This window comes from Sphingopyxis sp. MC1 (assembly GCF_000371385.1).
GTDB classification, from domain to species: domain Bacteria; phylum Pseudomonadota; class Alphaproteobacteria; order Sphingomonadales; family Sphingomonadaceae; genus Sphingopyxis; species Sphingopyxis terrae.
This window is the reverse complement of sequence record NZ_AOUN01000009.1, coordinates 106,434-120,904: the sequence shown is the minus strand read 5'-3', so window position 1 is coordinate 120,904 and position 14,471 is coordinate 106,434. Positions and strand designations below refer to the sequence as shown.

17 protein-coding genes are annotated in these 14,471 nt (G+C 65.0%); 5 read left to right on the top strand and 12 right to left on the bottom strand.

Annotated elements, in window-relative coordinates; translation table 11 throughout:
- The first annotated feature begins 86 nt into the window (after positions 1 to 86).
- Positions 87 to 383 carry a hypothetical protein gene (locus tag EBMC1_RS18470; RefSeq protein WP_156001241.1) on the top strand — a complete coding sequence of 99 codons (297 nt, stop codon included), beginning with the start codon at positions 87 to 89 and terminating at the stop codon, positions 381 to 383.
- A 12-nt stretch (positions 384 to 395) separates the two neighbouring features.
- Here the strand turns inward: EBMC1_RS18470 and EBMC1_RS12985 are convergent, their stop codons facing one another.
- Positions 396 to 848 (bottom strand): MarR family winged helix-turn-helix transcriptional regulator, encoded by a 453-nt coding sequence (locus tag EBMC1_RS12985; RefSeq protein WP_003047580.1) that lies wholly within the window; start codon positions 846 to 848, stop codon positions 396 to 398.
- Between the two features lie 104 nt (positions 849 to 952).
- On the opposite strand from EBMC1_RS12985, the gene EBMC1_RS12980 reads away from it, so the two are divergent.
- Positions 953 to 1,384, top strand: a complete 432-nt coding sequence (locus EBMC1_RS12980; protein ID WP_003047579.1) for a nuclear transport factor 2 family protein — start codon at positions 953 to 955, stop codon at positions 1,382 to 1,384.
- A 31-nt stretch (positions 1,385 to 1,415) separates the two neighbouring features.
- Here EBMC1_RS12980 and EBMC1_RS12975 read toward each other — a convergent pair whose 3' ends face one another.
- From EBMC1_RS12975 to EBMC1_RS12960, 5 genes are all read right to left on the bottom strand, one after another.
- Positions 1,416 to 1,637, bottom strand: a complete 222-nt coding sequence (locus tag EBMC1_RS12975; RefSeq protein ID WP_003047576.1) for a hypothetical protein — start codon at positions 1,635 to 1,637, stop codon at positions 1,416 to 1,418.
- Between the two features lie 37 nt (positions 1,638 to 1,674).
- A complete protein-coding gene (locus tag EBMC1_RS18465) occupies positions 1,675 to 1,842 on the bottom strand; it encodes a hypothetical protein (protein ID WP_156001238.1) in 168 nt (55 codons plus the stop codon).
- Positions 1,843 to 1,922: 80 nt separating this feature from the next.
- Positions 1,923 to 2,186, bottom strand: a complete 264-nt coding sequence (gene infA, locus EBMC1_RS12970; protein WP_040590296.1) for a translation initiation factor IF-1 — start codon at positions 2,184 to 2,186, stop codon at positions 1,923 to 1,925.
- A gap of 2 nt (positions 2,187 to 2,188) precedes the next feature.
- Entirely contained in the window at positions 2,189 to 2,395 is a 207-nt protein-coding gene (locus EBMC1_RS12965) for a cold-shock protein (protein WP_003047572.1), read from the bottom strand.
- Between the two features lie 303 nt (positions 2,396 to 2,698).
- Positions 2,699 to 3,694, bottom strand: coding sequence for a hypothetical protein (locus EBMC1_RS12960; protein ID WP_003047569.1), 996 nt, complete (start codon positions 3,692 to 3,694; stop codon positions 2,699 to 2,701).
- 154 nt (positions 3,695 to 3,848) lie between these two features.
- Here EBMC1_RS12960 and EBMC1_RS18460 point away from each other — a divergent pair, with 154 nt between their 5' ends.
- The 3 genes from EBMC1_RS18460 to EBMC1_RS12950 all read left to right on the top strand — a co-directional run bounded on the left by EBMC1_RS18460 (position 3,849) and on the right by EBMC1_RS12950 (position 5,763).
- The gene (locus tag EBMC1_RS18460) at positions 3,849 to 4,493 is read left to right on the top strand and encodes a DUF6610 family protein (protein ID WP_156001235.1); all 645 of its coding nucleotides are present in this window, start codon (positions 3,849 to 3,851) and stop codon (positions 4,491 to 4,493) included.
- 12 nt (positions 4,494 to 4,505) lie between these two features.
- A complete protein-coding gene (locus tag EBMC1_RS18455) occupies positions 4,506 to 5,129 on the top strand; it encodes a hypothetical protein (protein ID WP_156001231.1) in 624 nt (207 codons plus the stop codon).
- Positions 5,130 to 5,406: 277 nt separating this feature from the next.
- Complete coding sequence (locus tag EBMC1_RS12950; RefSeq protein ID WP_003047562.1) at positions 5,407 to 5,763, top strand: endonuclease domain-containing protein; 357 nt, start codon at positions 5,407 to 5,409, stop codon at positions 5,761 to 5,763.
- 208 nt (positions 5,764 to 5,971) lie between these two features.
- On the opposite strand, the gene leuA is transcribed toward EBMC1_RS12950, so the two are convergent.
- The 6 genes from leuA to EBMC1_RS12920 form a co-directional block, all read right to left on the bottom strand.
- Positions 5,972 to 7,630, bottom strand: a complete 1,659-nt coding sequence (gene leuA / locus EBMC1_RS12945; protein ID WP_040590327.1) for a 2-isopropylmalate synthase — start codon at positions 7,628 to 7,630, stop codon at positions 5,972 to 5,974.
- 273 nt (positions 7,631 to 7,903) lie between these two features.
- A complete protein-coding gene (locus EBMC1_RS12940) occupies positions 7,904 to 8,305 on the bottom strand; it encodes a hypothetical protein (RefSeq protein WP_003047557.1) in 402 nt (133 codons plus the stop codon).
- Positions 8,306 to 8,386: 81 nt separating this feature from the next.
- Positions 8,387 to 9,028: a YceI family protein gene (locus tag EBMC1_RS12935; protein WP_003047554.1), complete on the bottom strand. Its 642-nt coding sequence runs from the start codon at positions 9,026 to 9,028 to the stop codon at positions 8,387 to 8,389.
- 92 nt (positions 9,029 to 9,120) lie between these two features.
- A complete protein-coding gene (locus EBMC1_RS17910; protein ID WP_081611202.1) occupies positions 9,121 to 12,576 on the bottom strand; it encodes a CHAT domain-containing protein in 3,456 nt (1,151 codons plus the stop codon).
- A gap of 98 nt (positions 12,577 to 12,674) precedes the next feature.
- Positions 12,675 to 13,091: a hypothetical protein gene (locus EBMC1_RS12925; protein ID WP_003047547.1), complete on the bottom strand. Its 417-nt coding sequence runs from the start codon at positions 13,089 to 13,091 to the stop codon at positions 12,675 to 12,677.
- Between the two features lie 67 nt (positions 13,092 to 13,158).
- Positions 13,159 to 14,418: an adenosylmethionine--8-amino-7-oxononanoate transaminase gene (locus tag EBMC1_RS12920; protein ID WP_003047539.1), complete on the bottom strand. Its 1,260-nt coding sequence runs from the start codon at positions 14,416 to 14,418 to the stop codon at positions 13,159 to 13,161.
- Between the last annotated feature and the right edge of the window lie 53 nt (positions 14,419 to 14,471).

Sequence of the window (14,471 nt, the reverse complement as noted above, 5' to 3'; positions counted from 1 at the left end):
GTCGAAATATTGTCCTCCTCAGGTCGCGGGCTGGCCTGACAAGCCTGCCGGACCCCTTCGTTTCCCCCCGCCGAAGGATTTATGCCATGCCTATCCCCTCCCCAAATGACGGTGTGCCGCGTGGCGGTTGCGACTGCCTGCCGCGACCGGCTGGTGATGTGCCCGCTATGCCGCCGCCAAACGCATACGTCCTGCGTTACGAAGATCGATGGTTTGGCATCGAGAAACACGTCGCTTTCGAGGCGGCAGATCTCATTGTTGCGCTAGCCGTAGCTGAAAACGAGCCGATTGGTAGCTGGGCCGAGCTTTGTGATGGTGAAGGCGTGTTCATCTGCCGCCGCGGCGGGGCATTGGGTGCCGCGGATTACTGGTCGGTCGATTAGTCCGGCGCTGCATCAGCGGAGCGCTGCGACCAGCTGACGCATCGTGGCGTGAAGCCGCATCATTTCCACTTCGCCTAGCGTTATCGCCAGCTCGGCCTCGGCCTCGCGGCTTAGACGGGCAAGGGTGTCGACCGCGGCTTTGCCCCGTTCGGTAAGCACAATCCGTTTCGCTCGCCGGTCGTCGGGATCGGGGCCGACGGCGACATAGCCGAGTTTGGCCAGGCTGTCGGTCAGATAGGCCATGCTCTGTTTCGTCATGCCGGCCCGCTCGGCGAGGTCGACGACCCGCGACCCGGCGGGGTCGATGTTGCGCAGCAGGCTGGAGTGAGCGGGGCGGAGGTCGGCGAAGCCGGCGTCGCGGGCCTGGCCGTAGATGCGGGTGCGGAGCCGGTCGTAGGCAAGGTGGAAGAGCTGGGCGAGGCGTTGGCCGTCGCCGGATGGCGGGGGAGGGAGATTGTCGGTCATCGCAGCCTCTTGACACAAGACAGATGATCTGTCTATTGCGCCATTAGACAGAATAACTGCCTATATCGGCGATCCGCCGGAGGCTGTGATAGAAGGTGACGGCAATGGAGCAGGTGGTGGAGGCGATGGACCGCGGCGACGAGATGGTTACGCGCAATCTGGCGGTGGCGGCGGAGCATATCGAGAATGAGGCGCGCGATCCGGCGTCGGTGATGGACCTTTATACCGATGACATCGTCCTGGAAGTGCCGGGACGGGGGCTGTATCTGGACAGCAAGGCGGCGATCGAGGCCAATTACCGCCGCATGTTCGCCTCGCTGGCCGAGGTCGAGCTGGAACCGCTCGACCGTTTTGCCACCGAAACCCGCGTCGTCGACGACATGAAGGTGCGTTTTCGCCTGACGGGTGACGGGATGGTCAATGCGCCGGTGGCGATCGGGGCGCGGGTCGAGTTGCGGCTGGTGCATGTCTTTCACATGCGCGGCGGGCGGATTGCCCGCGAAATCGTGCATGAGGAGTGGCGCACCATCGGCTGAGCGGCGCCCCCCCCCCCGTGCGGCGCACCTGTCAGGGCGCGGGCGCCGCGGTCGTTCCGGTTTCAGCCGCTTCCACGACCCGCGCTTCCTTTTCGGCGCGCAGGCGTTCGGAGTGGAGCAGCTTGTCGGCCATCGCCTGCCACGCCGCGGCGGCGCGCAAATTGCGGTCGCGCACCTGCGTCAACGACGAGGCGTCGGCATCGGTGCGGCACTTGTCCGCCTGGGCGATGTAGAATTCGGTGGTGGCCGACATGGCTGCGCTTCCTTGTGCGGTTATCCGTTACGGTCGATCAATCGACCATATCGGCGATCAGGCGCCGAAGCTCGCGGCGCGACAGCGTCGGGCGGCGGCGCGGCGCGCGGGCCGGAGAAATCCGGGCCGTCTGCGCCCGGCCGGCCAGCGACAGCGCGGGCAGAGCGGGAAAAATCGAAGGGTTGTTATAGAAGTTCGTCATCATCTTTATCTTTGCTTTGGATGTTGTGGTTTTTGGAGACCGGCGCCACTGCGCCGATCCCGTATCGTTTGACCCCTGAAGGATCAGAGCCCGCGCCGTTTGCGCTGGCTGGGCGGAACCGGCCCGCCGCCGCGTTCGCGGTAGACAAGGCGGCCCTTGCTGAGGTCATAGGGCGTCACTTCGACGCGCACGGCGTCGCCGACGACCGACCGGATGCGGAAACGCCGCATCCGGCCCGCCGTATAGACGATCAGCCGATGACCGTTTTCGAGCGTGACGCCGAAGCGCCCGTCGGGCAGGATCTCGTTGATCTGCCCCTCGAAGGTCATGACTTCCTCTTTGGCCAAGATCAGGCCGACTGGAGGTTGACTGCCGACGTCTTGCCGTTCTTGCCGGTTTCGAGTTCGAACTGGACGCGCTGGTCCTTGTCCAACGTCGTCATGCCGGCGTTCTGGACGGCGGTGATGTGGACGAATGCGTCGCCCGAGCCATCTTCATTTTCGATGAAGCCATAGCCCTTGTCCTGGCTGAAGAATTTTACGGTGCCGATCGGCATAGGGTGTTTCCTTTCACGAGAAACGGGAATCCCCCGGCAAAAGCACCGGAGGAGCTGGTAGCGTGTGAAGGGAAGAGTCTGCCCCAAAGGGCCGTCAAATTCCGTCGCAGGCGACGTTAGCGAGGCCGATATGGAGGATTGTTCCCGAAAAGTCAAGGTGCCGCGCAAATGGCGGTAAAATTGCGCGCCGCAAAGGCCGCCGATTTTAAGTCACGCCGAGCCGGCGAAATATAGGCGAAACGCGCCATTCTATTGTCCACGATCGCCGCAATATTCGCCTTTATTCAGCCGCGCAGCGCCGTTTTACGTGCCCTGCGCCGCGCGTCCGGCGGCGGAGGCAGGACAGGCCGCGCGGTCGTTCGCGGGGGCGGGCAGGCAAAAGAAGGCGCGGCGCGCGGCCTCTCCGGCGAGGCGCAGCGGCGCGGTCTCGGCATCGCGCAGCACTTCGTAGCGTTCGAGTTCGTCATCGTCGAGCGCGCGGGCATAGGCGGGGTCGCCGAACTGGCCCTCTTCTTCGCCGTAAAAATCGTCGGGCGGCGGAAAGTCGGTGCGCCAATCGTCGGCATGATCGTCGAACCAGACGGTCATCGCGGCGGCCGCCTCTTCGGGCGTTTCGGCGCTTTCGGGCTCTTCGCCAAAATCGGCGGAAATCTGTGCAACTTCATTCGCGATTTCGCTGCCGCGCCACAGCGCGGCGAGCGGATTGGCGTTGTTGTCGCGGCCCGCGAGCCAGAGCGCGAGCGCGGCGGCGAGGCCGGCGGGGGCGTCGGTGGCGCAGGTTTCGGCGGCGGGCGTTTCGCTGTCGGGAGCGGTTTCGGCGGCGCGCGCGGCTTCGGCGGCGTCGAACAGCATCAGAAAGCCCGGCCAGTCGCCCGCGACGATCTGTGCCAGCATCTCCTCGCCCGCGCGCGCCCGCGTTTCGACCATGCGGTCGAGCCGCGCGAGCATCGCGAGGCCAAGGCGGCTGTCGATGCGGCGGCGCTTGACGAAGCTGCGGCCGTCCTCGCGTTGCAGTTCGGTGGTCTCGTCATGCCCCCAGATCGCGCGGTCGAGCAGCTCGTCGGCGAGCCGCGTCCGCGCTATCAGCACCGCCGCCGCGCAGCCGATCCGAAACGCTGCCCCCTCGGGCCGCTGTTTGAGCTGATAGACGGCGGACGGCGACATGCCGACCTTCGCCGCCGAAATCTTCACCGACCCGTTGGTGGCGAACGCCTCCAGAAAGTCGCGCTGGAGACGGGGTGTCCAGTGGTAGCTGGCGGGGGCGGGGAAATGCGCGGGATCGTAAGGGGAGTCGTCCATCGATTCATCCTTTCGGTTAAGTGAAACTGGCAGAATGAACCATATGGGAGAATTGTAGGAAAGGGGTTCTCATGGAGTTTTGCGTTTGTAGGCAAATTTTGGCAACAAGTGCGTCGTGTTGCGATTTGGAGGGTTCAAATTGTCGCGTGCAGTTTTGAAGTTTGTTGCTCACGGTCGGAAGGTGATTAGAATAGCGGACGAGTTCGGTTGGCGTCCCGGTGCGCGCTATACCAATTTACGAGACGTAAGGGATGTCACCTTCGAACGCCGCGGATTTCTCGATATCCATTGGAAGAGCTATAATTTCAAGAAGCATATCGAAGCTGCGGAGCTTGCCTGCCCTTTCGTTACGGTTGCGCGTGACATCGAATGCATCTCGGAACTGACCGGAATTTTGAAAGAGGCTGAAATGCTCAAAAAATTTTCTGAGCATGTAATCGTCGTACCAAAAGATTTGAAAATGAAGGGACGGATTAGCCAGCTTATTCCGGCAGATTTTTTGCTCGGCTACAGCGTGCCGACTAAATACGGAGGGACGCAGTTGCCGCCTGAAGATTTCTGTCGGCCAGTCCATCTGCTCGGCGGCCGCCCCGATGTTCAACGAGGCCTAGCTAATCAAATGCCGGTCGTTTCATTTGATTGTAATCGCTTTACGCTCGACGCGAGATTTGGAGACTATTTTGATGGAGACAAATTTCGTCCGCACCCCAAAGGGGGTTATGAAGTTTGCCTACGAGATTCGTTTTCAAACATCACTCGGCTGTGGGCAGATTATGAGCCTGAGGCAGGGATAAGTTGACGGAGGAGCGCAATGGACGATCGCCGGACGTTTTTGATTGAAATGTATAATCAGATGTTTTCGGACATAAATCGGCACATCACTGTTATATGGCAATCCGTCGGTGTGGTGGTTGGTGCATTTGCGATTTTCTCTTTAGTAGAAAAAAACGTCATTTCTATTGATATTGCAACTTCAATTATTGTCATATTATGCTTTTGGCTTTTTGCGCACATGCTTGATGCAGGATATTGGTATAATAGAAACTTGGCAATAATCTCTAATATAGAGAGGCAGTTTCTGGAAATTTCTGATTTAAAAAATATCCAATACTATTTTGGAATGCATCGAAGCAAAAATAATAAAATGATAACTCATCTTAGGGTACAGGCAGCATTAGGATGGGGAATACTTGTTCTCGTAATCTTATATCACTTCGTCGAACGCATTCTTCCTGGAATAAAAGCGGCGCACGCTGAAATTGATCCGGTGCGCGGTTTGCCTTACTTATTCTTAGTTGCGGGATTGGCTTATGGCGGGTGGCTTTGGAGAGATCGCGATGCATCCTATTCCAATTTTGTGACCAATTCTCCCGGCATAGAAATTGACACTTCCTCGGTCGAGTACGGCACGGGGCATACCACTGATCCCAAATAGCGTTTGGTTGGTGTGTTTTGCATGCCCCTCCACCACTCGCTGCGCGAGCGATCCCCCTCCCCATCGCTTTGCGACGGGGAGGATTTGGGTGGTCCGTTTTGGCGGGGGTTCGGCTTTCTGAAATCCTCCCTGTGCCGTAGGCATGGTGAGGGGGACCGCCCGTAGGGTGGTGGAGGGGCGGCGGCGCCCGCGTTTTTGCCCCTCCGTCAGCCGCCTTGCGGCTGCCACCTCCCCATGGCCTTTCGGCCACAGGGAGGATTGGGTTGGGAGTGTTGGGATGCGGTCGACTTCCAAGGCTACAGTGAAGATCGCGCGGGGGTTGCGGCGGGCTTTGTCGCCGCCGGAGGTGTTGCTGTGGCAGCGGCTGCGTTTGCGGCCTTGCGGGGTGAAGTTTCGGCGGCAGCATCCGGTGGGGCGCTATGTGGCCGATTTCTATGCGCCGGACGCGCGGTTGATCGTCGAGGTGGACGGGGTGGCGCATGACCGGGGCGACAGGCCGGAGCGCGACGCTTTGCGCGATGACTGGTTGCGGGAGCAGGGGCTTGTTGTGGTGCGCATCGCCGCTTCGGATGTGTTGAAGGATGTCGATGCGGTTGTGGATGGGTTGGTTCGGTTGATTTTGGCGTCGCGCTAGTGGCCCCTCCACCACTCGCTACGCGAGCGGTCCCCCTCCCCATGGCCTTCGGCCACAGGGAGGATTTGAGTATGCCAATCCTCCCTGTCGCGTAGCGATGGGGAGGGGGACCGCGAAGCGGTGGAGGGGCGGCGACGGTGCGCGTTTGGCCCCTCCGTCAGCGCTTCGCGCTGCCACCTCCCCATGGCTGCGCCACATGGAGGATGGTTCAGGCGCCGTTGGCTGCGCTAAGGATCGCCCGCACGCTCGCGGTCGCGACGTCGGTATCCAGCCCGCAGCCGAACAGGCTTTTCCCGTCCGCCGTACGGCACTCCACGTACGCCGCGGCCTGCACATTGCTGCCCTGGCCGATCGCGTGCTCGCTATAATCGACGATGTCCATCAGCGGGCCGCCGCTCTCGGCGAGCGCGGCGATGACGCTGCTCATCAGGCCGTTGCCGCGGCCGCTGACGCTGCGTTCGGCGCCGTCGATGGTCAGCTTGCCGGCGAAGATGCGGTCGGCGCCGCTGTGTGTTTCGGACCAGTCGACGAGCTGGAAGCGTTTGCCTTCGGTGGCGAGATAGGCGCGTTCGAACGCCTGCCAGATGTCGTCGGCGGCGAGTTCGCGGCTCGTTTCGTCGGCGAGCGCCTGGACGACGTGGCTGAAGCTGGCCTGCATCTTTTTGGGCAGTTTCAGCCCCTTGTCCTGTTCGAGCACCCAGGCGACGCCGCCCTTGCCCGACTGGCTGTTGACGCGGATCACCGCTTCGTAGCTGCGCCCCAGGTCGGCGGGGTCGATGGGCAGATAGGGCACCTCCCACGCTTCGTCATTCTGGCGTTCGCGCGCGGCGAAGCCCTTCTTGATCGCGTCCTGATGGCTGCCCGAAAAGGCGGTGTAGACCAGATCGCCGCCATAGGGGTGGCGCGGGTGGACGGGGATATTGTTGCAATATTCGACCGTCTGGATGACCTGATCGATGTCCGAGAAATCGAGTTCGGGATCGACGCCCTGCGTATACATGTTGAGCGCGATGGTGACGAGGCAGGTGTTGCCGGTGCGCTCGCCATTGCCGAACAGGCAGCCTTCGACGCGGTCGGCGCCGGCGAGCAGGCCGAGCTCGGCCGCGGCGACGCCGGTGCCGCGGTCGTTGTGCGTGTGCAGGCTGATCAGCGCGGCGTCGCGGTTCGGCAGATGCTTGCCGAAATATTCGATCTGGTCGGCGTAGATATTGGGGGTCGCCGCCTCGACCGTCGCGGGCAGGTTGAGGATGATCGGCTTGTCGGCGGTGGGCTGGAGAATGTCCATCACCGCGGCGCAGACCTCGATCGAGAAATCGATCTCGGTCGTCGAGAAACATTCGGGGCTATATTCGAAGCGCCAGTCGGTATCGGGCAGGCGCGCCGCATTGTCGCGCAGCTGCTTCGCACCCTCGACCGCTATCGCCTTGATATCGGCCTTGTCCATGCCGAAGACGATCTTGCGCCACGCGGGCGCGACGGCGTTGTAGACGTGGACGATCGCGGTTTTCGCGCCCGCCAGGCTGTCGAAGCTGGTGCGGATGAGGTCGGCGCGGCTCTGCGTCAGCACCTGCGGCGTGACGTCATCGGGGATGCGGCCCGAGCGGACGAGGTTCTGGATATAGTCGAAATCGGTCGCGCCCGATGCGGGGAAGCCGACCTCTATCTCCTTCAGCCCGCAGCGCACGAGCAGGTCGAAGAAGCGCGTCTTTTTCTCGGCATCCATCGGATCGATCAGCGACTGGTTGCCGTCGCGCAGATCGGTCGACAGCCAGATCGGCGCGCGCGTGATCGTGCGCGACGGCCATTGGCGATCGGTCAGCGGAATCTGCGGAAAGGGGCGATATTTGACCGAAGGGTCGCGGAGCATGGTCATGGGAGGGAACTTCTTCTGCTGGGATTGGCTGGCTGTGTCGATCGGACCCTTGAGCGGGTGGCCGCGACTAGCGCGCAGCCAGTGTCACGCCCAAGGGCGTGTAAGTCGCAGAAGAAGAAGAGCGTTGCCGCGCATGGCGCCCCCATGATGCATAATGTCGCGCTTGGCAAGGGGAACGTGCGAAAATGTCGCCGAACCGCCATCCGGGAGGATGGGCGGCGGCCCGGCGCAGGGTGGGGTTAGGGGTGGGGGAGGGCGTTGCCCCCCTCAGGCGTCTTCGTTGTCGCGCACGTGGCCTTCGGCGGGATCGCGGGCGTCGTCGTCGTCGTCGTCGTCGAAATCATCGTCGAATTCGAAGACTTCCTCCTCGACCATATTGTCGGCGGCGTAGATGCGCACGCCGATGAGCCAGTCGGCGAGCGGGCCTTCCCAGCCCGCCTCGACCGGGGCGAGGGCGTCGGCGGCGCTGCCCGCCGGGCGATCGCCGACAAGGTCGAAGTCCTGCACCCCGTCGTCGGGCGGGGTGATGTAGACATGGGGTTCGAGCCGGACATGCGTCCATCCGGCGGTGGGGGCGAGGCCGTCGGCCTCGACAATCAGCAGCGGATCGTCCGCATCGCCGCCGACCATGGCGGCCACCTCGACTATTTCGCGTACCAGTTCGCTCATCGTGCCGACTCCTGCGAAAAGGGCGGGGCCCCAACCGGACCCCGCCCCCTGGCTAGCGGCACTGTGTGACAGATTGACGCGTCACTGTTTTTCGAAGGCGGCGTGGATGTCGAGCTTCACCTCGTCGCTGACGAAGGGGATGCCGTAGAGGACGCCGAAGTCGCTGCGCTTGATCGTCGTTTCGGCTTCGAAGCCGACGGTTTCCTTTTTGCTCATCCCCATGCCCGCGCCGTGAAATTCGACGTCGAGGGTGACGGGGCGGGTAACGCCATTGAGCGTAAGGTTGCCGGTGACCTTTGCCTCGGTCCCGTTGTCGTCGAGGACGACCGCGGTCGAGACGAAGCGGGCGTCGGCAGGGGCGGGGCCGAAGAAGTCGGGCTTGCCGCCGTCCTTGCCCGCGCGCAGCAGATGCCCGGTCAAGCCGGCGCTGGCGGTGGTGACCTTCGACACCGGGATGGTGACGTCGACCTTTGCGGCGGCGGGGTTGGCGGGATCGAGCAAGAGGGTGCCGGTCACGTCGCCGAAGATGCCGGTATAGTTGCTGAAGCCGAGGTGATCGACGCGCCACACGACCATCGTGTGCGCCGGATCGGCGGCGTAGGTGCCGGCGGTAACGCGGCTCTTGTCCGGCGCGCCGGGGGCGCTGGGCGCCTGCGCGACGACGACGGGAACGGCAACGACGGCGAGAGCGAAAAGCGTGGTGAGCGATGCGATACGGCGCATGAGCGGGAGCCTCCTGTTGGGGAGGCGTGATGCTAGGCGAGGGCGCGCGGCGCCGTCAATCGCGCTGCCCGGAAACGCAGCGTTTCGTCCGCTCAGTCGATCCCGTCGCCGATCAGCGAGAAGGGCGCCCACGCACTGGGGTGCGACCAGCTTTTGAGGAAATCGTCGGCGCGCGGATCGTTGCGGATATCGCGCATTGCGCGCTGCAACGCCTCGGCGCGCGAGAGGCCGGGATTCTTTTGCATCAGTTCGAACAAGCGCACGGTGAGCACCGAGGCGACGTCGTCGCGTACCGGCCAGTGCGAGGCGAGCAGGCTTTCGGCGCCGGCGAAGAAAAAGGCGCGCGCCAGTCCCGACAGCCCCGGCGCCCCTTCGCTGCCGTCGCCCGAGGCGGTGTTGCACGCCGACAGCACGACCCAGCGCGCGCCGAGGTGCAGCCCCGCGACTTCGGAGGCGGTGAGCAGCCCGTCGTCGAGCGGGGTCGCGGTGGCGGGCGGGGTGAAGACGAGCCCGGGTTCGGCAAGCCCCTTCACCTCGCCCGCGATCAGCCCGTGGGTGGCGAGGAACAGCACCGAGAGATGGTCTAGATCGCTGCGCTTGAGATTGGTTTCGGTCGCGGTGCCGGCGAGATAGAGGCGCGCGGCATCGGCGCCGAGCAGCGCCTGCATCGCCTTCAATTCGGCCTCGGTCCCCGGCAGCCGGGCGAGGCGGCGCAGCGCCGCGGGATCGGCGAGCGGCGGCGCATCGCCGATCGCGGGTTGCAGCCCGGCGGTGACGGGCAGTCCGCTGCTCCGCGTGCCGCGCGCGCGGGCGCCGGCGATGCCGCGCGCGGCCGCCTGACCCTCGAGCACCGGATCGCCGAAGCCGACCATGCGCGTGCCCGCCTGGCCATCGCCGCGCGCCGCGACCGCGCGCAGCAATTGCAGCGACTGGAGCGAAGGAAGCTGAAGCAGCGCGGGGCCGTCGGCGAGCCATTTGGTCGCGCGCAGTACCGCAGGATCGCCATCGGCGCCGGTAGGCTTTTCGGTGACGAGAATGCCGAGCGGCAGCGAGGAAAGCGACCCCGTGGCGGCGGTGAAAAGATGGCGCTTGCCCGCAAGATCGGCGGCGAAGGGCGCGAGCAGCCGGTCGTAGAGCAGCCAGGCGGTGCCACGATCGAAGGGAAAATCGCCTTCGCCCTCGGCCGACCATTTCGCATCCTCTTCGGGCGTCACGTCGATGCTGGCGCCGACGTCCCACAGCAGGCGGCGAACATGCGCGTTGACCTCTGACGCGGGCATGTCGGCGCGGTTCCAGCGCAGCTTGTCATGGGTGACGAGCAGGACATGGGTGCCAAATTCGGACGGCACGAGCATGACGAAGGCTTCGTCGGGCGCGAGCAGCGCCTGCGCCTCTGCCATGCCGAGCGGACGCGGCCGGATCAGCGCGAAATAGTCGGGGGTCGCCGCGGCGATCGCGGCATCGACCTGCGCCCGGCGATCGTCCTTGCGCGCGATTTCGGATTGCAGCGCCGAAAATTGACGCTGGCGTTCGGCCGGGTCGTCGGGGAGCGTTTCGAGCTTCGTGTTGAGCGCCGCGATCTCCGTGTCGATCTGGCGCCGTTCTTCGACGAGCGGCGAAACCGAGGCGCGGGCCGCGGCGCGTTCGGCGGCGGCGCGCGCGACGGCGCGGCTGGTCGTGCCCGCCATCGCATCCTGCAGCGCCGCAAATGCCTGTTCGGCGGCGGCGCCGTCGTGCGCGCCCTTTGCCCACAGAGCGTCGGCATAAAGCAGGAAATAGTCGGCGTAGCGCCGTTCGCCGAGCCATGCCCAAGGATCGGCGGTCACCCAGTCGAGCTTCATTTCGTCGAAACGGTCGAAGCCGAGCGCGTCGCGGAAACTGGTCATGCCCAGCGCGGCATGGCGCGCGGCGGCGAGCGCCAGCGCCGGGTCGCCGCCGGCGCGCAGCAGCAGTTCGGAAAGATCGGCCTTGAGCGCGTTGAGCGTGTCGTCGGGATCGCCGAAGCTGCCGCGCCGCGCCGAGCGCCGGTCGGGGTCGAGATAGAGGGCGACATGGTCGTTGGCGGGATCGCCCAGCACATCGGCCAGCACGGCGATCGCGGCGGCGCTGCGGTCGCGCTTCTTGAGGAAGGTGGTCAGATTGTCGAGCGCGTGAAGGGTACGGAAGTCGCCCGCGCCGAACGCCTTGCGCTCGACGGCCAGCGCCTCGCGGTAAACGGCTTCGGCTTCGGCGTCATTGGCGGGCAGGTCGTCGAGATCCCAGGCCAGATCGCGCAGCGCCTTGGCATATTCGTCGCTGTCCTTGCCATAATGACCGGCGAACAGCGCCACCTTGCGGCGGCTGTTGGCGATGCGTTCGGCCTCGTCGCCATAGCTCGACAGGGTGCGCCTCTCGGCCTCGATCGCCTTTTGCTCGGCGTCGAAATCGACCCCGGCGAGCTGGGTGCCGACGAGCGCGCCGAAACCGTAGCGGGCGAGCTGGTCGCGCGCGCGGTCGGCCTTGCCCGCGGCGACCGCCGCCTTGGCATAGGCTTCGGCGATGCCGGTCACATCATTGACCATATCCTTGTCGAAATATTCGCCGCTGCCCGCCTTGCCCTTCGTATAATGCGGGCTGGCGACCAGGATCGCGAGGATGCGTTCGTCGAGGGCGAGTGCGTCGTCGGGGCGGTGCGCGCCCGCAAGCGCGGCGCGATAGTCGTAATAGCGGCGCACGAGGCGGAAATCGGGGCCTTCGCAATCGTCGCCGGCACAGGCCTCGATCGCGGCGAGGCTGTCGTCGAAAAGCCGTTTGCGCAGCGCCCCGGCGTCGTCGGCGCGGCCGACGAGGGCAAGCAGCGCCGCATAGCTCGACAGCATGTCGGCGCGCTTGTCGCGCGCCTGGTCGCAGCGCGTGCCCCACGCCGGGCTCTCACACCCCGCCCAGCGCGGTTCGAAGCGCGCGATGACGGCATCGAATGCGGTGACGGCTTCGCTGGCGCGCCCGAAGTCATTGAGCATCTGTCCATATTCGAGCAGCGTATCGCCGAGGTCGGTATCGTCGCGCGCGCAGCCCATCACCATGCCGGGGACGCGGCGGCCGCAGCCATAGGCTTCCTCGGTCAGCGCATGGACATAATGGGAGAAGGGCTCGATCGCCTCTTCGCGGTAGCCGTTGATGCGCAGCGCGAGCGCATATTGGCGTTCGACGTCGGCTGTCGCATAGGTGCCCGCTCCGTACAGCGCGGTGGCGATTTCGACCGCGCGCACGAGCGCCTGCCGCGATTCGGGTGCCCGGTGCGCCCAGCTGAGATTGTTCGCGTGGACGAGCAGCTTGGCGAGATAGGGGGCGCTGTTTTCGCCGCGGTCAGCGGCGATCAGCTTGAGCGTGCGTTCGGAGATGGCGGCGCGGTCGGTGAGATCGGCCGCCAGTTCCTTGCGGTCGTTTTCGGCGACCTTTTCGGCGGTCGCGGGTGACAGGTCGGGGGCGATCTGCGCCGCGGTCGGAAGCGCGGCGACGAGCCAGAACGCCGCCCATATCCCCGCCAGCATCGCCCGCATCCGCCGCATATTCCGCCCCCCGCGAACGGCCGCGCCGGCAAGGCGGCGAAGCCGGAAGCCAAGGGGTTAGGCAAAATCGCGGCGCGGCGCAAATCGGGAGTCGGGCGCTATTGCCCCGCGGCGCGGCGCTCCGCAAACCATTGGCGCAGCATCGCCGCGGTGCAGCCGGTAAAGCCGTAGGAGCCGATGACCGAGCAACTGTCGGGGCGCGTCAGGCGGGCGATATTGTCATAATCCTCGACGCGGGCGCCCCACGCGCTGCCGCCGACCGACGTGTCGTCATCCTTTCCGCGCAACTCCTTCGGCACGCGGTAGCGGTCCGATTCGGGGCGCTGGGCGCAGACGACGATCTCCTCACCCTCGGCGACCGGACAATGGTCGTCGCCATAGGTGACGAGAAAGGAGATGCGTTCAGGCGGTTCGCTGTGCTGTACGAGGCTATCGTCCTGCGCGGCGGCGGGTAGCGGGGCCAGCAGCATGGCGGCGGCGAACAACAGCGACGGGGCGGCGGTTGAAATCGACATGGCGTTCCCTCTGACCATCCCCGTATCCGCAATAGGCGCGCGAAGATGAACGCCAGCCGAACCGGGCTCAGGCGATGTCGAGCGACGCGGCGATGGCGGCCCATATTTCAGCGAGTTCGTCGGCGCCGGTGCAATAGGGCGGCATGACATAGACGCTGTTGCCGAGCGGGCGCAGCAGCACGCCGCGATCGCGGTAGAAGGCGGTGAGGCGGGGAGCGAGCGCCGAAAGATAGCCCGCATCGGCAACCACGAGATCGAGCGCGGCGATGGTGCCGAGGCGGCGCGGATTGGCGATGCGCGGATCGGTGGCCAGCATCGCGAGATGCGCGGCCTGGGCATCGGCGAGCGCGTCGATGCGCTGCTGCACCGGTTCGTCGCGCCAGATAGCGAGATTGGCGTTGGCGGCGGCGCAGGCGATGGGGTTCGCCGTGTAGCTCGACGAATGATAGAAGGTCTTCGCGCGATCGGGCGAATAATGCGCCTGGAATATCGCTTCGCTGCACAGCGTCACCGCGAGCGGCATCGCACCGCCGGTGAGGCCTTTCGACAGGCAGACGATGTCGGGGATCACCCCCGCCTGGTCGCAGGCGAAGCGCGTGCCGGTGCGGCCCCAGCCGGTCATCACCTCGTCGGCGATGAAGAGCACGCCGTGCGCGGCGCAGATGGCGCGCATCTCGGCGAGCACCCATGCGGGATAGATCAGCATGCCGCCGGCGCCGAGGATCAGCGGTTCGACGATGAAGGCGGCGGGTTTTTGCAGGCAAGCGGCTTCGAGTGCGTCGAGCGTGACCTGCTCCTTGCCGTCATGGGGGAAGGGGATGGAGTCGACGTCGAACAGCAAAGGTTGCCACGCGCGGTTGTAGACGCCGCGCTCGCCGACCGACATCGTGCCGATGGTGTCGCCATGATAGCTGTGGTCGAGGACGAGAACGCGGCTGCGCGCCTCGCCGATGTTGAACCAGTAGCCGAGCGCCATCTTGAGCGCGACCTCGACGCTGGTCGACCCCGAGTCCGAAAAGAAGACGCGGGTGAGCGGGGCGGGGGTGATGCGGATCAGTTCGGCGGCGAGGCTTTCGGCGGGCTCGTGCGTCCAGCCCGCGAAGATGAGCTGGTCGAGCTTTTCGGTCTGGGCCCGGATCGCAGCCATGATTTGCGGGTGCGCATGGCCGTGCGTCGTCACCCACCAGCTCGAGATCGCGTCGATCCAGCTGTTGCCGTCGCTGTCATAGAGGCGCGCGCCGCGGGCGCGGTCGATCAGCGGGATCGGCTCGCCGAGGCCGTGCTGGGTGAAGGGGTGCCAGACGGGGGATCGATGGTCGAGGTTCATGGGGCCGCCCTACAGTATATCGTCATCCCGGCGAAGGCCGGGATCTCGTCGGT